The organism is Stenotrophomonas sp. GD03680, from assembly GCF_029844625.1.
Classification (GTDB): Bacteria; Pseudomonadota; Gammaproteobacteria; order Xanthomonadales; family Xanthomonadaceae; genus Stenotrophomonas; species Stenotrophomonas maltophilia_P.
The window spans coordinates 111,275-129,201 of sequence record NZ_JAOCKC010000008.1 but is presented as its reverse complement, the minus strand read 5'-3'; the positions used below and the strand labels follow the sequence as shown (position 1 = coordinate 129,201).

The following is a 17,927-nucleotide window of genomic DNA, read 5'->3' as shown; positions in this document are numbered from 1 at the left end:
CGCGCGGGGCGCGCCGACGTCGGGGACAGGAGGGAAAGGTGGGGCCGTTTCAGCGGCGACCGCTGAACAGGCGCAGGATCGCCAGCACGGCCACCGCGCCGACCACGGCACCGAGGAATCCAGCCGGTTCGCCTGGGGCGTACCAGCCCATGTACTGACCAAACCAGCCGGCCAGCAGGGCACCGAGGATGCCCAGCACGATGGTCAGCAGGCAGCCCATGCGGTTGTTGCCCGGCATGACGAAGCGCCCGAGCAGGCCGACGAAGAACCCGACCAGCAGGATGTACAGCCAGCTGCTGCTGCCGAACAGACCATTCATGCGTGTGCGTTCCGCTTGAGAAGAACGCAGCCTAGCAAGGCCGGGCTGCGTCCGTCACGGTGTGCCGGATCAGCAGCAGCCGTGGTCGCCATGGCGCGTGCCGCTGTCGGCGGCCACCGGCGAACCACTGGTCTCGCCACGCAGGCTGGCGGCGTAGTGCTCGCTGATCACCTTGGACACGCAGGCGGTGACCTTCTTGCCCATCGGAATGTGCAGGAACTCGTTCGGGCCGTGCGCGTTCGAGTGCGGGCCAAGCACGCCGGTGATCATGAACTGGGCACCGGGGAACTTCTCGCCCAGCATGCCCATGAACGGAATCGAGCCGCCTTCGCCCATGTACATCGCCGGCTTGCCGAAGAAGGTCTGGCTGGCTTCGTCGATGGCCTTGGTCAGCCACGGCGCCATGGCAGGGGCATTCCAGCCGGTGGAGGCCTTTTCCAGATCCAGGGTGACCTGCGCGCCGTTCGGCGGATCGCGCAGCAGCGCTTCTTTCAGCAGTTCGCCGCAGGTCTTGCCATCGGCGGTGGGCGGCAGGCGCAGCGACAGCTTCACCGAGGTCTGCGGGCGCAGCACGTTGCCGGCCGATTCCAGCGGCGGCATGCCGCCGATTCCGGTGACCGACAACGCCGGGCGCCAGGTGCGGTTGAGCACCAGCTCGGTGAGGTCTTCGTTCATCGGGCGCAGGCCATCGACCAGCGGGAACTTCTCGAAGATGGCCGTATCGACCACTTCGGCGGCACGCTTGGCCTGTTCCTGGCGCTCGGCCGGGATTTCCACGTTCATGCCGTCGATCAGGATGCGGCCGGTGTCCTGGTCCTCGATGCGCGACAGCAGCTGGCGCAGCAGGCGGAAGCTGGACGGCACCACGCCGGAGGCATCGCCGGAATGCACGCCTTCGTTGAGCACCTTGACGGTGAAGTTGCCCCCGGTGAGGCCGCGCAGCGACGTGGTGCACCACAGCTGGTCGTAGTTGGCGCAGCCCGAATCCAGGCAGACCACCAGCGACGGCTTGCCGATGCGGTCGGCCAGATGGTCCACGTAGGCGGGCAGGTCGTAACTGCCGGACTCTTCACAGGCTTCGATCAGGACCACGCAGCGCGCGTGCGGCAGGCCCTGGGCCTGCAGGGCCAGCACGGCGGCCAGCGAACCGAAGATCGCGTAGCCATCGTCGGCGCCGCCGCGGCCATAGAGCTTGTCGCCACGCAGGACCGGGGTCCACGGGCCCAGGTCGTCGTCCCAGCCGGTCATTTCCGGCTGCTTGTCCAGGTGCCCGTAGAGCAGGATGGTGTCGTCGCCGGTTTCACTGCCGGTGGCGGGAATTTCCAGAAGAATCAGCGGGGTACGGCCTTCCAGGCGGACCACTTCGACCTTCAGGCCCGGCGGCTCCTGTGCCTTGGCCCAGGTCTCCATCAGGGTGACCGCCTGTTCCATGTAGCCGTTCTGCACCCAATTGGCGTCGAACATCGGCGACTTGTTGGGAATGCGGATGTAGTCGACCAACTGCGGGACGATTTCGCTGTCCCACTTGTCATTCACGAATTGGCCGAGCTTGGCGCTGTCCATCTGAAACTCCGGTTGCATGGCTGATCCGGCCATTCTACGCCTGCGCCGGGGGTAGGGTTTTTCCTACATCACGTCGGGTATTTGGCTGGCTTTTAGAAATCCACGAAACCGATAGTCTGTGTGTATGTGGTGACGGACACTGTTCCTACCGACGGGATTGCCGGTCGGGGCGGCCAGAACCACAAGGAGTTATACGTCGTGCCTTGGTTAGTCGTGTTGAGGGCACTGGTACTGGCAATGGGGATCGCAGGGGCGCATGCCGCCGAACCGATCGACATCAACCGGGCCGATGTCCAGGCGCTGCAGCAGGGATTGACGATGGTCGGAGCCAGGAAGGCTGCGGCGATCGTCGAGCACCGGCGCAGACACGGGCCCTTCAAGCGCGTCGAGGATCTGACGCAGGTGAAGGGGATAGGGACAGTGATCGTCGAACGGAATCGACAGCGGATCACCGTAGGCGACAGGCTGTTGCCCGCGGATCCGGTACCCGGATCGGTACCGGTGCGGACCGTACCAAGGCGTTGACAACAGGAATCGTCGGGACCCGCAGGAGGCCGGTCCACCGGGCACCGCCAGGGAGGCTGTGTTCACCGACCGTCGCAGGATGCGGCACCAATCACCAGGACGGTGGCATCACAGACCTGTGGAAGGGGCTGAGATACAAGCAGGACAGACGCGGCCGCGTGCAGGATGCAACGCCACCCCCACTTCGCAGGACGCGCGGGGGAGGCAGCAGGCCGACAAGGACGTGACGATTGCCCGGTACGACACAGGGTTGTGTCGCCGGGCATTCTCTTTTGGCGCGTTCGCTACGGCGCGATGGTGTACGGTGACCGCTTCGCATGGAATGGAACCTCCGCTGGATGCGTCTGCACCGTCCGTCCCTGATGCTCTCCCTTGTCCTGGCACTGCCGCTGACCGTGCAGGCCGGGCCGCCGTCTTCGCACTCGACCGACCCGTCCGGGCCGGTGGCCGCCGAACGCGGGCCTACCGATCTCAAGCCGGGCGAATTCCTCTGGCATCCGGAGATTTCCCCGGCCGGCCCGATCGTGCTGGTCGTCAGTCTGGACGAGCAGCGCGCCTACGTGTATCGCAACGGGATCGCCATCGGGCTGACCACGATCAGTTCGGGCAAGGCGGGACACGAGACGCCGACCGGGGTGTTCACGATCCTGCAGAAGGACAAGGACCACCGCTCCAACCTCTATAACAGCGCACCGATGCCGTACATGCAGCGGCTGACCTGGGACGGCATCGCCCTGCATGGCGGCAGCCTGCCGGGGCATCCGGCCTCGCACGGCTGCGTACGGCTGCCGCAGGCATTCGCGCAGAAGCTGTTCAGCGAGACCCGGCGCGGCGATACGGTAGTGGTGGCCGATGCCAAGAGCGCGCCGATGACGTTGGCCTATCCCGCCGTACTGGCGCCGGTCAACGCGCGCGGCGAGGCCCTGCCCGAGACCGGCGACGGCAGTGTGGCGGCGGCCTGGTGGAACGACAGCGCGGCGCCGGCCGGGCAGGTCGGCATCCTGGTCAGCCTGCACGACCAGCGGCTGTACGTCCTGCGCGACGGCGTGATGATTGGCGAATCGCCGCTCAAAGCCGACGCGCTGCCAGCCTTCCAGGGCACCACGCTGTTCGTGATGGGGCAGGGCTACAGCGATGTTCCCAGCCCGCTCGATGCGAAGCAGCGCTTGCATCAATGGACGGCCTATCCGTTGCTGGGCCAGGACCGTGCGCAGGCGACCCCGGACCTGTTGGCCACGCCGTCGCTGCCATTGGCGCTGCCGGCCGATTTCGCCCGGCAGCTGTACCAGGTGCTGGTGCCGGGCACGACGCTGCTGGTGACCTCGCTGCCCGCCGTGCGCCCAAGCCCGGCTGAATCCGGCCTGCAGCCGGTCTTGGAATCCGAGCCGGCAGGGTCCACTCTCACAGGCAACTGAGTCCTGTGTCCCGTCCATGACCGCATCCCGCCTGTGCCGGCTGGCCACGCTTGGCCTGCTTGCAACCTCGGCCAGCGCACCCGCGTTGGCGCAGACGCCCGCCATCGCGACCCGTGCCGAGGATCTGGCCGCCCTGCTGGCACGTACCGCGCCGAAGGCCGATCGCCATGTGCTGCAGCTGGCGGCGCAGGCCATGCGCTGCGCCCTGTTGCGACCGGAGCTGGGCATCAGCGGCGAACGCCTGAGCGTGATCGACTATTCGCGGCCCTCCACCGAGCCGCGCCTGTGGGTGTTCGACCTGGCGCACCAGCGGCTGTTGTTCGAGGAATGGGTGGCGCACGGCCGCAACAGTGGTGAGAACCGGACCGAGCATTTTTCCAATCGCGACGGCAGTTACATGTCCAGCCTCGGTGTGTTCACCGCGCAGGAAACCTACATGGGCGGCAACGGCTACTCATTGCGGCTGGCCGGGCTGGAACCGGGCTTCAACGACCGCGCGCGCGAGCGTGCGATCGTCATTCATGGCGCCCCCTACGTGAATCCGGCGACCGCCCAGCTGCAGGGTCGGCTGGGCCGCAGCCTGGGGTGTCCGGCGGTGCGGCTGTCGGTGGCCAGGCCGCTGATCGACGCGTTGCGTGGTGGCACGATGGTGTTCGCCTATTACCCCGACCAGGACTGGCTGAAGCATTCGCAGCTGCTGGGTGGCCAGTGCGGCGCGCAGGGTACGGTCGCCACGCGCTGATGCGCGATTGCACGTGGCGTGGTGCAATGCAGGCATGGATATCGATGCGCTGCTGAAGACTCCGAGCCAGGTGATTGCCCGCCTGGATTACCGCCGCGAACGCTGGCGCAATGGCCTGGGCTGGACCCGCGAAATCCTGCGGCTGCCGGCGCACGGGGACGACTGGGCCCTGCGCCTGTCCGTGGCGGAGATCGAGCAGGATGCCGCGTTCTCCGCATTTCCGGGCGTGGAGCGCGAACTGGTGCTGCTGCAGGGCAACGGTGTGCGCCTGCGCTTCGCCGATGGCCGGGTGGCGGAGGTGCTGCCGCCGCATGGTCGCGTGCGCTTTGCCGGCGAGGAGGCACTGCACGGCGAACTGGTCGATGGCACCACCCATGATTTCAACCTGATGTGGAAGCGCGGGCAGTTGCACGCCGAGCTGCTGCACCGGCCGCTGGTGGGGTCGATGTTCTTCTTCTGCGAGTCAGGCGTGGCCTGGGCGCTGCACCTGCTGGCGGGTGAGGCCGGCTTTGCCGAGGACAGTGGCTTGCCGCCGATGCAGGCAGGCGACACTGCATGGCTGGCGGCCGGCGAGCGCCAGCGGCATGCGCTGCAGGGCAGTGGCGAGCTGCTGGCGATACGGGTGAGCGCCGCGGACTGATGATTCGCATGCGCCGATGGGCATCATCCGCGCATGCGCTGGGCGCTGCCTGGGCTAATACACATCACGGCGGTAACGGCCGGCCACCAGCAGGGCCTCCTTGCCGTCGGTACCCAGCACCTGCTCGATGACCGCATCCACGGCTGGCGCCATGCCCTGCAGGCTGCCGCAGACCAGGATCGTGGCACCTTCATCGACCCATTGCCGCAGCGTTGCCGCCTCCGCCAGCAGGCGGTCCTGCACGTAACGGTGGCTGCCGCCGTCACGGCTGAACACCGTATCCAGACGCTGCAGCGTGCCGGCCGCCAGCATCGCCCGCAGTTCGTCACCGAAATGGAAGTCGTGCGCGGCCGAGCGCTCGCCGAACAGCAGCCAGGTGCGGTGCGCGCCGACGGCCGCGCGCTCATGCAGGTGTGCACGCAGGCCGGCGATGCCCGTGCCATTGCCGATCAGCAGCAGCGGCGCCGCAACGGCGGCACCGTGGAAGTTGTCGTTGCGGCGCAGGCGCAGTTGTACCGGCTCGCCGATGACGGCGTGGTCGCACAGCCAGGCACTGCCGATGCCGGGCGTGCCATCGGCACGCAGCTGCCGGCGCACCAGCAGTTCCACCGCACCATCGTCCATCACCGAAGCGATGGAGTACTCACGATGCGGCAGCGGCTGCAGGGCCGCCAGCAGGGCGGGCAGATCACCCGGTGGCACCAGTGAGGGCAGGTGCGAGCGTTCGACACGGGCCAGCAGCGTCTGGCCGTCCTCGAGCACCGTCTGCGGATCGAAACCCTGTGATTCCAGCCAGGCCCGCGCGCTGTGCCGCGCGTGCTGCGGGCCGATCTCGGCAATGTCGCCGGCCTGCCAGCGCACGCCGTCGATGGCAGGCGCCTGCAGGCGCAGCCAGTACACCGGTCCGCCCTGGCTGCCGGGATTGAGGTGCCGGCGTTGCAGCAGCGTCCACGGCTGGTATTCGGCCGGGCTCCAGTCGGGCAGTTCGCTGGCGCCACCGGCAAGTTGTCCGAGCAGTTGCTGCCAGTGCCGCAGTGCAGCGGGATCGGCGTTGTCGACCTCGATGGCGTCGAACAGGGCATGTGCGCCGTGCTGGCGCAGCCAGTCGTCGAGCTGGTGACCGAAGGCGCAGAAGTGACCGTAGCTGCGATCACCCAGGGCGAGAACGCCGTACGAAAGATGCTGCAGCGATGACGGCAGAGCCATCACATGGCGCAGGAAGGGCACTGCATGATCGGGCGGGTCGCCTTCGCCGGTGGTACTGGCGATGAACAGTGCACGCTGGCTGCCGGCCAGCAACGTGGCGTCGACCTCATGCAGACCGCGCACACGCACCGGCACGCCGGCACCACGCAATGCCTCGGCACTGCGTTCGGCCAGTTCGCGGGCGAAGCCGGTCTGGCTGGACCAGACCAGCAGGATCGGCGCGACGTCGCCAGAGGCAGCATCGTCGCGCGGTCGCCCACGCCACCACAGTGCGGTGCAGACCAGCGCATAGAGCGCGGTGGCGATGATGGCGATCTGCGATTGCCGCGCCGGCGGTGCGCCCTGCCACCAGGCTTCGCCGAGATGCAGTCGCAGCAGCGCCCAGCCGATCAGCGCCAGCAGGATCAGTACAAGCGCGTTGCCGAGCAGCGCGCGCGACGGCCGTGCGCTCATGTGTCCCGCTCGTCGAGCAGGCGCTGGAAGGCGCTGCTGAGAAACTCGTGCGGGCCATCCGCTGCGCGATGCAGGTAGCGTGCGGCCAGTCCTTCGCGTTCGGCCAGCGCCATGCCGTGCTCGCGGCCGAGTACGGTCAGTGCGGTGGCCCAGCCATCAGCATGCATCGCGTCGTCGGCGACCACCGTCACCGCCGCTGCAACCTGGTGTACCGGCCTGCCGGTGCGCGGGTCGAGGCTGTGGCTGTAGGCCTCGCCATCGGCCTGATACTGATGCCAGCGATCGCCAGAGGTGGCGACCGCCTTGCCGTCCAGCGCCAGCACCCGCGGTGGTGTTTCGGTGCGTGCGTCTTCTTCCGGCGCCGATTCCACCAGCACGCGCCACCGTTGGCCATCGGGCTTGCGGCCGTAGCCGGCCAGTTCGCCACCGACCTCGATCAGTGCAGCAGCGATGCCCTGATCGCGCAGCCACGCGGCCACGTGATCGACGCCGAACCCCTTGGCGATCGCAGAGAGATCCAGTTCCAGTCCACCGGGCTGCAGCAGCGCATCGCCGCGCCATTGCAGGCGCTGCCAACCGCAGCGCTCGCGCGTGGCCTGAACGGCGGCGGCATCGGGTTGGCGGCGTTCGCCGGCATGTGCACCGAAACCCCACAGCGCCACCAGCGGACCGATGGTGGGATCGAACGCACCGTCGCTGGCGGCAGCGATGGCCTGGGCGCAGGCCACGACCTTGCGGGTCTCGGCTGGCACGGTGCACCACTGGCCTGCATCGGCGCTGTTGTAGCGGCTGAGGTCCGAGCCGGCGTCCCACGTACTCATCTGCGCGACCACATCATCCAGGCGCGCTTGGATGCCGGCGTGCAGCGGGTGCAGGTCGCGCTGGCGCGGCGCGACCAGCGACACGCTCCAGGTGGTGCCCATGGTGGTGCCGCCGAGGCGGGCGATGTCGAGCAGGGAATCGGTCATGACGGGGTTGGCGGCTGCGATGCCGGGGCGTGCCCGGCATCGCGGTCACCATTACTGCGGCAGCACTTCCAGCGTGGCCACGTAGCTCAGGCGACGCTTGGCGGCCTGTTTCACCGAGGTCTTGTTGTCTTCAGTGCCGGTTTCCAGCCAGTACATGCCAGCTTCCGGCCAGGTCACCTTGATCTCGCCCTTGGCGTCGCTGGTCACCTTCAGTTCGTCCTGCGCGTTGCGGTAGCGGGTGGCGCCGCGCACGATCTCGAAGGCAAGGCCAGCCGTCGGCTTGCCATCGACCAGCACGCGGAAGGTGGCTTCCTCGCCGGCGAACAGGTCGTTCGGGTGACCGACCGCAACCAGCTCGATGCCGCGGTTGGTCGGCTTCAGCGCGGTATCGTTCGGCGCGCCATTGGTCACGAACGTCTCCACGCGGCCGACCGACTGGCTCACTTCCAGCTTCTCCGCGCCCTTGGGCAGTTCGCCGAAGGTGGCGACGGTACCGCGCCAGCGCTTGCGCTCGCCGTTCTGTTCGTAGGTGGCGAACAGGCCGTCATTGACCGAAGCGATGCGGTAAGTGCCCTGCTGCTTCAGCTCCAGATCGAACACGCTGCGGTACTTGCCGGTCGAGGCGTTCTGCGGCTGCACGGTGCTGCCGTCCGGCGCGGTGATCACCAGCGATTCCAGGCGCAGCGGCACGTGGTTGAAGTAGAACAGGTCGTTGGAGACCGCACCATCAACAGTGATCCACGGCGCATTGCCGGCGATCACGGTCTGCGAAGGCAGCAGCCAGGCCTTGTGGGCGAGTGCGGAAAAGGGAAGGGCAGCGGCCAGAGCGGCGGCGAGGACGAGCGTGCGCTTCATGCGGAAGACTCCAGGGACGTTGGATGGGTGGGGTCAGAGCCCTTCCTGCGGAAGGGATCCGACCCCGGAGTCAAATCCCCTTCCAACGGAAAGGGCTCTGACCCCGGCTCAGGCGGTTACGGTTTGATGGCGAGGGTCACCTGGCCCAGTTCGGTGGCGCCCTGCGCCTTGCCGTTCTGTGCGGCGGTGGCCGGCCAGGTGAAGGGGATCTTTAGCAGTTCGCGGCCACCGACTTCGCGCACCGCTTCCACCACCAGGGTGTAGTTGCCCGGGGCCAGCTGCTTAAGCGCCGGCTGCTTGTCGTTGAACGACAGCGCGTGCTTGCCGGCCGGGCGGGTTGGGCCGGTCACGCCGTCCACGGGCACCTGCAGGGTGCGGCCGCTCTTGCGCCACCACTGGCGCAGGTCGGGCAGCCACTTGGTGCCATGGCCTTCGTTGTTGCTGGTCTGCTGGTACCAGACCGACAGGTTGGCCGCGACTTTCTGGTCGGCGCCTTCCAGCCACACCGCTACGTAGGGACGGTGATACTCGGCGACATTGAGCTTGGGCACCTCGACGTTGATGTCGAGCGTGGCGGCATAGGCCGGCGAGGTGGCCAGCAGGCCGCTGAGGGCGATGGTCAGGGTGACGCGCATGGGGCGGCTCCGGTGAAGGGGATTCGATGGTTCAGTGGATCAGCAGCAGGGCGATCAACAGCGGGATCATCAGGCCGAGGCCGACCAGCGGCCAGGTCATGCGCCGCTGCCGTGCATGCAGGTGCAGCAGGAACAGGCCGGTGATGCAGAACACCAGGCAGGCCACGGCGAACAGGTCCAGGAACCAGCCCCACGCCGGGCCCGCGTTGCGGCCCTTGTGCAGGTCGTTGAGGTAGGACACCACGCCGCGGGAGGTTGATTCGTATTCCACCGCGCCGGTTTCGCGATCGATGCTGAGCCAGGCGTCGCCGCCGGGGCGTGGCAACGACACGTAGATCTCCTCGGCCGACCACTCGGCCGGGCGACCGCCGATGGCGATGCCCAGCTGCGTATCCAGCCATTGCCGGGCCGGGCGCGGAATCGGCGCGTTTCCGTCTTCGCGCGTGCCGAGCTGGCCGCGCAGATCGGCCGGCAGTTGCAGCTGCTGGTTCTGCACCTGGGGCTTGGCTTCGATCTTCGCTGCGTGGTTGAGGGTCAGGCCGGTCACCGCGAACAGCAGCATGCCGATCAGGCACACCGCCGAGCTGATCCAGTGCCACTGGTGCAGCGTCCGCAGCCAGAAGCCGCGGCTCTGTTGCTGTTGCACGTTGGAGGGAACGGAACGGCTCACGACGGGGATTCAGGGCGGATGCGGACTGCGCATTACATCATTGATGAGAATAGCTCGCAATTGCGTGTCGTTCTGTATCCCGGTGCCGGCCACGGCCGGCACCGGTCAGGGTCGCCTCAGAACTTCGCGTTGAGCGAGATCCAGTAGCTGCGGCGCTGGTCCTTGGTTGCGTAATCGTCCACGCAGCTGAACTCGCTCTGGCTGATCAGCAGGCACGACTGCGAGACGAAGTCCTTGTCGAGCAGGTTGTTGACGCGTGCGTTGACGGTCAGCCATGCGTTGGCCTTCCAGCTGCCGCCGAGGTGGAAGATCGTGTAGTCCTCGTAGACGCGGTCGTGGCTGTTGCCGGCCGCATCGAGGATCGTATCGCGGTAGCGGTCGTAGCGGCCTTCGCCGATCAGCGACAGACTGACCGCGTCGCTGACCTGCCAGTTGAGGCTGGCGTTGGCCATGTGCCTGGCCGGCATGGTGCCACTGATCGGCAGTCCCTTCTGCGGGCCACTGGTCTGTTCGCTGCGGGTCCAGGTGTAGTTGCCTCGCAGCTGCAGGGTTTCCAGCAGATCGACGTGCGCGGCCAGTTCGGCGCCACGGGTTTCGGCCTTGTCGATGTTCACGCTCTGGGTGAAGGTGCTGTAGCCCAGCGAGGCCCAGCCCGGCCCGATGTCCACGCAGTAGCCGTTGCCGGCCGGAGCCACTTCGCAGTTCGGGAAGGTGCCGCCGCTGGCGATCTTGTCTTCGAACCGGTTGAAGAAGCCGGTGACGTTGAAGCCCCAGCGCTGGCCTTCGTAATAGGCAGCCAGCTCGTAGTTGGTGCTGGTCTCCGGCTTGAGGTTCGGCGAACCGACCAGCGGCAGCACGCCCTGCCCACCGAAGCCGGTGATGCCCGGGAACAGCTGATCCGGGCGCGGTGTCTTGTAGCCGGTGCTGACACCGCCCTTGAAGGTCCATGCGTCGCTCGCATTCCACACCAGGTAGCCGCGCGGGCTGACATGGCTGCCGAACACGTTGTGGTCGTCGTAGCGCAGGCCGAAGGTTGCCGTGAGGGTATCGGTCAGTGCCCAGTTGTCCTCCGCGAACAGGGCCCACATGCGGTGCTTCTGCCGGGTGTTGCTGCGGTAGCCGGCGCCATCCATGCCGAACACGCCGTCGACCATATCGGTGTCGTTGTACTGTCCGCCAACGGTCAGTTTGTGCGCGCCGAAATCGAGGTCGAGCATCGTGTCGAGCACGTAACCCTCAAGCTCCATCGTGCGCAGCGGACGTGGCAGGAACGCCTGCAGGCGCGCCATCTCGCTCGGGTCGAGGGCAGACAGCGCATTGCCACGACCGGCCGCGCAGTTGTTGGCGGCGCCGGTGCGGCGGCAGACGTCATTCCACAGCGTCTGCAGGTTGGCGCGCTCGTCCAGGGTCAGTGGCAGCGAACGGCCGAGGTTGCTGCTCTTGCTGTGGGTCAGCGAGGTCTGCCAGGTGCCGAAGCTGTAGCGGCCCTGATGGGTCAGCGATACCTGGTCACGCTCATAGCGCTGGTAGGCGGTGTAGCCCACGCGCGGCTGCACCACGCGGCGGGTGATGGTGCCGCCGCCATCCGGATCGGGGATGACCGCATTGCCGACGCGCCACAGGCTGGCCAGGCTGTCGAGCGTGCCGGTCTGGCCCTCGCTGTTGTCGTACTTCTGCCGCGACACGTCGTAGTCCAGCCACAGTTCGTGGTCGTCATTGACGTGGACGTTCAGGCGCACGCCCGTGTTCCAGTTGGTGTTGGCCACCGACTTGCCGCCACCTCCGAAGCCGATGCTGCGTTCCCACAGGGTGCCATCGGGCAACGGCAGCGCATCCCATTCCGGATTGGACGCCTTCGCATCGTAGTAGCTGCCGCGCACGGACAGGCCCAGGCGGTCCTTCAGCAGCGGACCACTCAGGTACACGTCGGTGCTGCGGGCATCGCCGAACTGGTCGTCCTGCTGCACGGTGAAGCCCTGGGTCAGCGCGCCGTGCCAGCTGTCCTGGTTGCGGCGGGTGATGATGTTGATGACACCGCCCATCGCATCCGAGCCGTACAGCGTGGACATCGGGCCGCGCACCACTTCGATGCGCTCGATCGCATCCAGCGGCGGCAGGTAGGAGAACTGTCCGCCACCGAAGTTGTTGGGATACAGCTGGCCGACGTTGCTCTGGCGGCGGCCGTCGATCAGTACCAGGGTGTATTCCGAGGGCAGGCCACGCATGGAGACGGTGGCGCGGCCATTCTTGTCGGTGGCTTCCAGGCCGACGTCGATGCCTTCCACATCGCGCAGCGCATCGACCAGGCTGGTGTAGGGGCGCTTGCTCAGTTCCTCGCGGCTGACCACGCTGATGCTGGCCGGGGCATCGGTGATTTTCTGTTCGAAGCCGGAGGCGGTGACGACCACCTTGTCCAGGGTCTGCGGGGCGCCTGCGATCTCTGCATGGGCGAAAGCAGGGGCCGCCATCGCCGCCAGCACGGCGCTGGTCAGCAGGGGGCGGGACAGGGACGAACGGACACGATGGCGCTGGGCCATGGCAGATACCTCGAAGGATGTAAGGCAGCGCGATGCCGGGTGCGGAGCGCGCACGGCAGGCAGGGAAAGCCCGGTCAGGGGCGGCAGGGAAGAAGCAGTCAGCGGCGTGTGGACGCGACCGCGCAGGCGGTCACGTCGGGCCGTGGATCAGGCGAGCGGCGGCGCCTGGCCGCGTTGCTGGCGACGCCCGGGCGCGTCGGCCCAGGGCGTGTCCGGAGCGGCCAGCGGCCAGTCCGGGCGCACACCGGGCATGGCCGGCGTGGCGGGTACGAGTTCAAGTTCGGTACGCAGCCACTGGCTGGCCAGCAGCAGCGGCGGCGCCTTCTCGGCCGCTTTTACCGGGGCGGAGGCACAGCGGCGCAGCTTGGCCGGGGCTTCTTCCTGCAACGGGCCTTCGCCGCCACGTTCTTCCAGCGGCATCTGCAAGGTCATCGCTGTGGCCGGGTGCGGCAGCAGCGGCAGGGTGCCCAGCAGCAACGCCAGCATCGCCACCCATGCCAGCAGGCTGGCCAGCGCGGGACGCTGGCCGCGCATGGCGGTGCCCATCTTGCGATGGATGAGTGGGCGAGGGCGGAGCGGGCGCAGCAAGCGGGGGTCCCCAGATAGTTTGCCGGCAGCGGCCAGCATCAACGGGGCGTGATTGTAATGAGAGCTGTTAGCGGATGCAAATGAGAATGATTGCTAAAATGTAAGGCGCGGCCTGGAGTGGCTCAGACCTCGCTCCAGCGTCGCAGCAGGTTGTGATACACGCCGGTCAGCTGCAGCACCGCATCAGCGTCGCCTCCCGTCTGTCGCAGGCGCTCGATGGACGTGTCCATTTCCCACAGCAGGCGACGCTGTACATCGTCGCGGATCATGCTCTGCACCCAGAAGAACGACGCCACGCGCGCGCCCCGGGTAACAGGATTGACCTGGTGCAGACTGCTGGAGGGATAGACGATCAGGTCGCCGGCCGGCAGCTTCACCTCGTGCTCGCCGTAGGTGTCGCTGATGATCAGCTCGCCGCCGTCGTACTCGTCCGGCGCCGACAGGAACAGGGTGCAGGAGATGTCCGAGCGCAGCTGCTCGCCGTTGCCCAGGTTCATCACTGCGCCATCGACGTGGAAGCCGTAGGTGCCGCCGCCGCGGTAGCGGTTGAAGCGTGGGGGGAGGATCTTCAACGGCAGTGCCGCAGCGAAGAACAGCGGGCTGCGCCGCAGTGCGGCGAGCACGCCGGCACCCAGCTCGGCTTTCACCGGTGACGCGTCCGGCAGCTGTTCGTTGTGCTTCACCTGCGCACCCTGGGCACCCACGGTCTCGCGGCCATCGGTCCAGTCCGCGGTGTCCAGTTGCTTGCGGACCTGTGCCACTTCATCAGCGGTGAGCACGTTGGGAATGTGCAGCAGCATGGTGTCGTCTCGTCGTTGCGCGGGGGAGCCGGGCTCCCCCGCGCCAGGACATCAGAAGCGGATGTCCGCGCTGAGCAGGAAGGTGCGCGGGGCACCCGGGGTGTAACGGTAGCCGCTCTTGTTGATGCTGGCCACGTAGGCCTTGTCGAACAGGTTGTAGCCGTTCAAGCGAAGCGAGATGTTCTCGTTGACCGCCCACGACACCACGGCGTCGTACACCACGTAGGACTTGGTGAATGACGGCGTGCCGACAGCACCGTCGGTGCCACGATGCATGCCGGCGGCGTAGCGCACGCCACCCCCGACGGTGATGCCGTGGGCCAGCGTGTAGCTGGTCCAGCCGGTGAACGTATCGTCCGGCGTGTACGTCAGGTTGGTGGTGCCGTCGGCGGCGACCTTGGCGCCTTCCTTCACTTCGGTGTCGAGGTGGCTGAAACCGGCAGACACCGACCAGTTGTCGGTCAGGCGGCCCACGGCGGACAGCTCCACGCCCTTCACGCGCTTGCTGCCGGTCTGGGTCGGGTTGCCGGCCTCGTCGAGCACGGTGGTATTGATCTCGTTGTCGACGTCGGTCTGGAACAACGCCAGGTTGACGGCCAGTGCATCATCCAGGAATGCCCACTTGCTGCCGACCTCGAAGGTCTTGGCCTTCTGCGGGTCCAGCTTGGGGTTGTCGGCGCTGCTGGCCGAGCTGCTCAGCTGGAAGTTGGCACCGCCCGGGGGCTGCTGCGAGATCGCGTAGTTGGCATACACGCTGACCGTGTCGCCCACCTTGTACAGCGCGCCCAGCTTCCAGTTCAACAGAGTGTCGGAGGCCTCCAGCGTGGGGTTGCGCAGCACGGTGCCGGCCGGATTGCTGCCGCAGGCGGGGCCACTCCGGCCGCCGCAGACCGAGGCGCTGGCGTACTCGGTCTTGTAGTGGTCGGCACGCACGCCGGCAGTCAGCAGGAAGCTGTCGCCGAATGCCAGCGTGTCGAACAGATACGCCGAGGACGTGGTGGTCTTGCCGTGGGCATCGGCGCCGTTATGCGCCCAGGTCAGCCCGGTCACGTTCCAGTCCGGGTCGTACAGGTTCGCGGCAGGCCAGCTGGTGCCGCCGGTGGCCGCCTGGCCGTAGCTGTCCAGTTCTTCGCGGGTGAACTCCAGGCCTGCGCTCAGGGCATGGCCGATGGCGCCGGTGCTGAAGTCGGCCCGCAGGTTCAACTGGTCGGTCAGGATGGTGTTGCGCTGGTCCTTGAAGGTCGGCAGGCTGCGCGCGATCGTGTAGGTCGAACGGTCGGCCGGGTTGGTGTAGCCGATGTTGCCGGTCGGACGACCATTGGCGCCGAGCGCGCCGGTACCCATGAAGGCGGTGAGCAGGTAGTCCTGCTCGGTGCGGCCCCAACGCGCGGTATTGGTCAGGCGCACGCTGTCGTTGAAATCATGTTCGAAGCGGAACGTGGCCATCTTCGCGGTCACGTCGTCGTGGTCGGCACGGGTGCCGTAGAAGTTCTCCGGATCCACCGGATGCCCGGCCAGGGCTTCGAGTGTCGGCTGCGGCGTCCAGCCCGGCAGCCCCAGGGTCGGCACGCCGCCGTCGGGCACGTTGTCCTGCTTCACGTACAGCAGGTTGAGGTAGTAGCGGGTGGCCGTGCCCAGGCCGAACGCCAGCGACGGGGCCAGGCCCCAGCGCTTGTTCTGCACATGATCGCGGCCGGGCTGGTCGCTGTCCTGCCACATCGCGTTGACGCGCAGCGCGCTGGTCGCGCTCAGCGACTGGTTCCAGTCACCGGTCGTCCGGCGCTGCTGGTCACTGCCCAGCGAAACGCTGGCCGACGTGGCGTCCTGCAGGGTGGCCTGCTTGCTCACCAGGTTGATGGCGCCGGTCGGCGCCGAGCGACCATTGTCGGTCCCTGCCGGCCCTTTGGTCACTTCCACCTGTTCGATGTTGAACACGTCGCGCGAGATCGAGCCGAGGTCGCGCACGCCATCGACGAACAGGCTGTTGGAGGTGTCGAAGCCGCGCATGAACAGCGCATCGCCGGTGGTGGTGTTGCCGTTCTCGCCGGCATAGAAGGTACCCACGCCCGGGCTGTTGCGCAGCGCTTCGGTCAGGGTGGTGGCACCCTGCTGGTTGAACAGGTCGCTGGTGATGACCTGGATGGTCTGCGGGGTGTCCTGCAGGCGCTGGGTGAACTTCGGCGAGGCGACCTTGTCGGCCTTGTAGCCACGCGTGGCGTGCACGTCGATCTTGTCCAGCGTGCGGGCATTGTCAGTCGCATCGGCGTGGGCCAGCGCCGGCAGCGTGGCCAGGCCGAGGCCGGCGGCCAGACTGGCAGTCGCCAACGGCAGGTTGCGGAGTGGGGAGGCGTGCTTGCGGCTCTTGATCGGGTTCATGGGTCTGGTGGGTAGCGGAACAGGAACGATCCGCCGGTGCCGGATGACGGCGCGGCAGGCAGGATCGGAAGCGGACTCGAAGCGGGATCGGAGGTGGAGGTCCGGCAAGCGCCGGACGCCCGGGCGCGGACGGGGAGAGCGTCAGCTCAGCAGGGACGGAGGCGCCTGGCCGGGGGGGTAGTGGTAGCGCGACGGGAGCGCAGGGGCCGGGTAGGGTGACGGCGCGGTTGCCGGCACCGGTGGCGGCACTGGAAGCGGGCCACACAACTGCCGCAGCAGCGGGGACTTGATGCTCCGGCTGTCATCGGGCTCGGCTTCCACCCGTGGCATGGCCTGCTCGCGGGGCGGCGTGCCGAAAGGCGCTGCGGGCAGGCTGTCCTGCGCCTGCAGCGCCGGCGTGGTGACCAGCGAGCTGCGCGACCCTTCATGCAGCGCCGACCATCCCAGCAGCAGTGCCAGCAGCAGCGCAGCCAACAGCGGCCCGCCCGTGCGGGCAAGCTGGCAGAGCGTAGCGATGGGCGCGGGCGAGGCCATGGCGCGGCGATGGGCATTACGAAGATGTTACGTAGAGTAACAGCAACGATAATGATTCGCATCTTCGGTGTTGCGGGAGGTCTGTACCTAGCCCCTCGCGGCCCTGTGGGCGCCTGCAGGGCCTTCCCGGGCGGGGCGGGTGTCGCTGCCGGTCAGTCCCGGTCGTCGCGAGTCCAGATGGCGTCGTGCTCGCGCTTGACCGGGAACTTGGGGACCGGGCTGTACGCGGGGGCACACAGGGCACGACCATCACGCACGTCGAAGCGGGCACCGTGCAGCACGCACTCGACGCTGCCTTCGGTGGTGTTGAACTCGCCGGAGGACAACTCGAATTCCTCGTGCGTGCACTGGTCTTCCAGGGCATACAGCTCGCCATCGAGGTTGAACACCACGATCGGCGTACCGGTAACCTCGTCGAACACGCTCTTCATTTCACCCGGCAGCAGGTCGCTGCCGGCGCAGACGAAGGTCCACGCATCGCTCATGCGGTGGCTCCCGCCAGCGGCTTTTCCAGGATCTCGAAGCGCAGATCGTCGCGCTTGGGAATGCCGAAGCGCTCGTCGCCGTAGGGGAACGGCTTCTTGATGCCGGTGCGGCGGTAGCCACGGCGCTCATAGAAGGCGATCAGTTCGTCGCGCACGTCGATCACGGTCATCTGCATCACCGGCACGCCCCATTCGCGCGCGGCGTGGGCTTCGGCCGCATCCATCAGCTGCTTGCCGACGCCGCCCCCCTGCTGGGCCGGATCGACCGAGAACATGCCGAAGTAGCCTTTGCCGTCTACATCGGCGACGTGGGCGCAGGCCACGAGGCGGCCCTCGCGCTCCGCCAGCAGGATGGTCGAGCGGGGCCGGTCGAGGTCGGTCTGGATGCCTTCGGCATCGATGCGGGCGCCGTCCAGCAGGTCGGCTTCGGTGGTCCAGCCGACCCGGCTGGCGTCACCCCGGTAGGCGGAGGTCACCAGCGAGATCAGGGCAGGGATATCGGCCGACGTGGCGGCGCGGAAGGTCAGGTTGCTCATGGCGCCATTCTAGGTGGGGCGTGGGTCAGGCCGCACGCCCTGGGACCAACCGCCGATGGAAACACTGTCGTGAACGGAGC

18 protein-coding genes are annotated in these 17,927 nt (G+C 67.5%); 4 read left to right on the top strand and 14 right to left on the bottom strand.

Annotation, left to right across the window (positions count from 1 at the left end; all coding sequences use genetic code 11):
- Positions 1 to 49: 49 nt before the first annotated feature.
- Entirely contained in the window at positions 50 to 319 is a 270-nt protein-coding gene (locus N5J29_RS11725) for a GlsB/YeaQ/YmgE family stress response membrane protein (protein WP_065174540.1), read from the bottom strand.
- A 69-nt stretch (positions 320 to 388) separates the two neighbouring features.
- Positions 389 to 1,882, bottom strand: coding sequence for a M20 family metallopeptidase (locus N5J29_RS11720; protein WP_279924357.1), 1,494 nt, complete (start codon positions 1,880 to 1,882; stop codon positions 389 to 391).
- 237 nt (positions 1,883 to 2,119) lie between these two features.
- On the opposite strand from N5J29_RS11720, the gene N5J29_RS11715 reads away from it, so the two are divergent.
- The 4 genes from N5J29_RS11715 to N5J29_RS11700 all read left to right on the top strand — a co-directional run bounded on the left by N5J29_RS11715 (position 2,120) and on the right by N5J29_RS11700 (position 5,204).
- Positions 2,120 to 2,407 carry a helix-hairpin-helix domain-containing protein gene (locus N5J29_RS11715; protein ID WP_227255415.1) on the top strand — a complete coding sequence of 96 codons (288 nt, stop codon included), beginning with the start codon at positions 2,120 to 2,122 and terminating at the stop codon, positions 2,405 to 2,407.
- A 338-nt stretch (positions 2,408 to 2,745) separates the two neighbouring features.
- Complete coding sequence (locus N5J29_RS11710; RefSeq protein ID WP_111185995.1) at positions 2,746 to 3,822, top strand: L,D-transpeptidase; 1,077 nt, start codon at positions 2,746 to 2,748, stop codon at positions 3,820 to 3,822.
- A 16-nt stretch (positions 3,823 to 3,838) separates the two neighbouring features.
- Positions 3,839 to 4,564 (top strand): murein L,D-transpeptidase catalytic domain family protein, encoded by a 726-nt coding sequence (locus N5J29_RS11705; RefSeq protein WP_053516633.1) that lies wholly within the window; start codon positions 3,839 to 3,841, stop codon positions 4,562 to 4,564.
- Positions 4,565 to 4,598: 34 nt separating this feature from the next.
- Positions 4,599 to 5,204: a HutD family protein gene (locus N5J29_RS11700; protein ID WP_164151732.1), complete on the top strand. Its 606-nt coding sequence runs from the start codon at positions 4,599 to 4,601 to the stop codon at positions 5,202 to 5,204.
- A 54-nt stretch (positions 5,205 to 5,258) separates the two neighbouring features.
- Here N5J29_RS11700 and N5J29_RS11695 read toward each other — a convergent pair whose 3' ends face one another.
- The 12 genes from N5J29_RS11695 to N5J29_RS11640 all read right to left on the bottom strand — a co-directional run bounded on the left by N5J29_RS11695 (position 5,259) and on the right by N5J29_RS11640 (position 17,847).
- Entirely contained in the window at positions 5,259 to 6,863 is a 1,605-nt protein-coding gene (locus tag N5J29_RS11695; protein ID WP_164151734.1) for a sulfite reductase subunit alpha, read from the bottom strand.
- Positions 6,860 to 7,831, bottom strand: coding sequence for an FAD:protein FMN transferase (locus N5J29_RS11690; RefSeq protein WP_164151736.1), 972 nt, complete (start codon positions 7,829 to 7,831; stop codon positions 6,860 to 6,862). Before N5J29_RS11690 ends, N5J29_RS11695 begins: the two co-directional genes overlap by 4 nt.
- A gap of 51 nt (positions 7,832 to 7,882) precedes the next feature.
- A complete protein-coding gene (locus N5J29_RS11685) occupies positions 7,883 to 8,686 on the bottom strand; it encodes a DUF4198 domain-containing protein (protein ID WP_164151738.1) in 804 nt (267 codons plus the stop codon).
- 116 nt (positions 8,687 to 8,802) lie between these two features.
- Positions 8,803 to 9,321: a DUF2271 domain-containing protein gene (locus N5J29_RS11680; protein ID WP_065174546.1), complete on the bottom strand. Its 519-nt coding sequence runs from the start codon at positions 9,319 to 9,321 to the stop codon at positions 8,803 to 8,805.
- Positions 9,322 to 9,352: 31 nt separating this feature from the next.
- The gene (locus N5J29_RS11675) at positions 9,353 to 9,991 is read right to left on the bottom strand and encodes a PepSY-associated TM helix domain-containing protein (RefSeq protein WP_053516640.1); all 639 of its coding nucleotides are present in this window, start codon (positions 9,989 to 9,991) and stop codon (positions 9,353 to 9,355) included.
- A gap of 116 nt (positions 9,992 to 10,107) precedes the next feature.
- The gene (locus N5J29_RS11670; protein ID WP_164151740.1) at positions 10,108 to 12,528 is read right to left on the bottom strand and encodes a TonB-dependent receptor; all 2,421 of its coding nucleotides are present in this window, start codon (positions 12,526 to 12,528) and stop codon (positions 10,108 to 10,110) included.
- A gap of 147 nt (positions 12,529 to 12,675) precedes the next feature.
- On the bottom strand, positions 12,676 to 13,074 hold the full coding sequence (locus N5J29_RS11665; RefSeq protein WP_053516642.1) for a hypothetical protein: 399 nt from the start codon (positions 13,072 to 13,074) through the stop codon (positions 12,676 to 12,678).
- A gap of 164 nt (positions 13,075 to 13,238) precedes the next feature.
- Positions 13,239 to 13,916 carry a Fe2+-dependent dioxygenase gene (locus N5J29_RS11660; protein WP_065182420.1) on the bottom strand — a complete coding sequence of 226 codons (678 nt, stop codon included), beginning with the start codon at positions 13,914 to 13,916 and terminating at the stop codon, positions 13,239 to 13,241.
- A gap of 51 nt (positions 13,917 to 13,967) precedes the next feature.
- Positions 13,968 to 16,292 carry a catecholate siderophore receptor Fiu gene (locus N5J29_RS11655; RefSeq protein ID WP_164151742.1) on the bottom strand — a complete coding sequence of 775 codons (2,325 nt, stop codon included), beginning with the start codon at positions 16,290 to 16,292 and terminating at the stop codon, positions 13,968 to 13,970.
- A 141-nt stretch (positions 16,293 to 16,433) separates the two neighbouring features.
- Entirely contained in the window at positions 16,434 to 16,826 is a 393-nt protein-coding gene (locus N5J29_RS11650) for a hypothetical protein (RefSeq protein WP_053516646.1), read from the bottom strand.
- 152 nt (positions 16,827 to 16,978) lie between these two features.
- On the bottom strand, positions 16,979 to 17,311 hold the full coding sequence (locus N5J29_RS11645) for a non-heme iron oxygenase ferredoxin subunit (RefSeq protein WP_053516647.1): 333 nt from the start codon (positions 17,309 to 17,311) through the stop codon (positions 16,979 to 16,981).
- Positions 17,308 to 17,847 carry a GNAT family N-acetyltransferase gene (locus N5J29_RS11640; protein ID WP_164151744.1) on the bottom strand — a complete coding sequence of 180 codons (540 nt, stop codon included), beginning with the start codon at positions 17,845 to 17,847 and terminating at the stop codon, positions 17,308 to 17,310. Before N5J29_RS11640 ends, N5J29_RS11645 begins: the two co-directional genes overlap by 4 nt.
- Between the last annotated feature and the right edge of the window lie 80 nt (positions 17,848 to 17,927).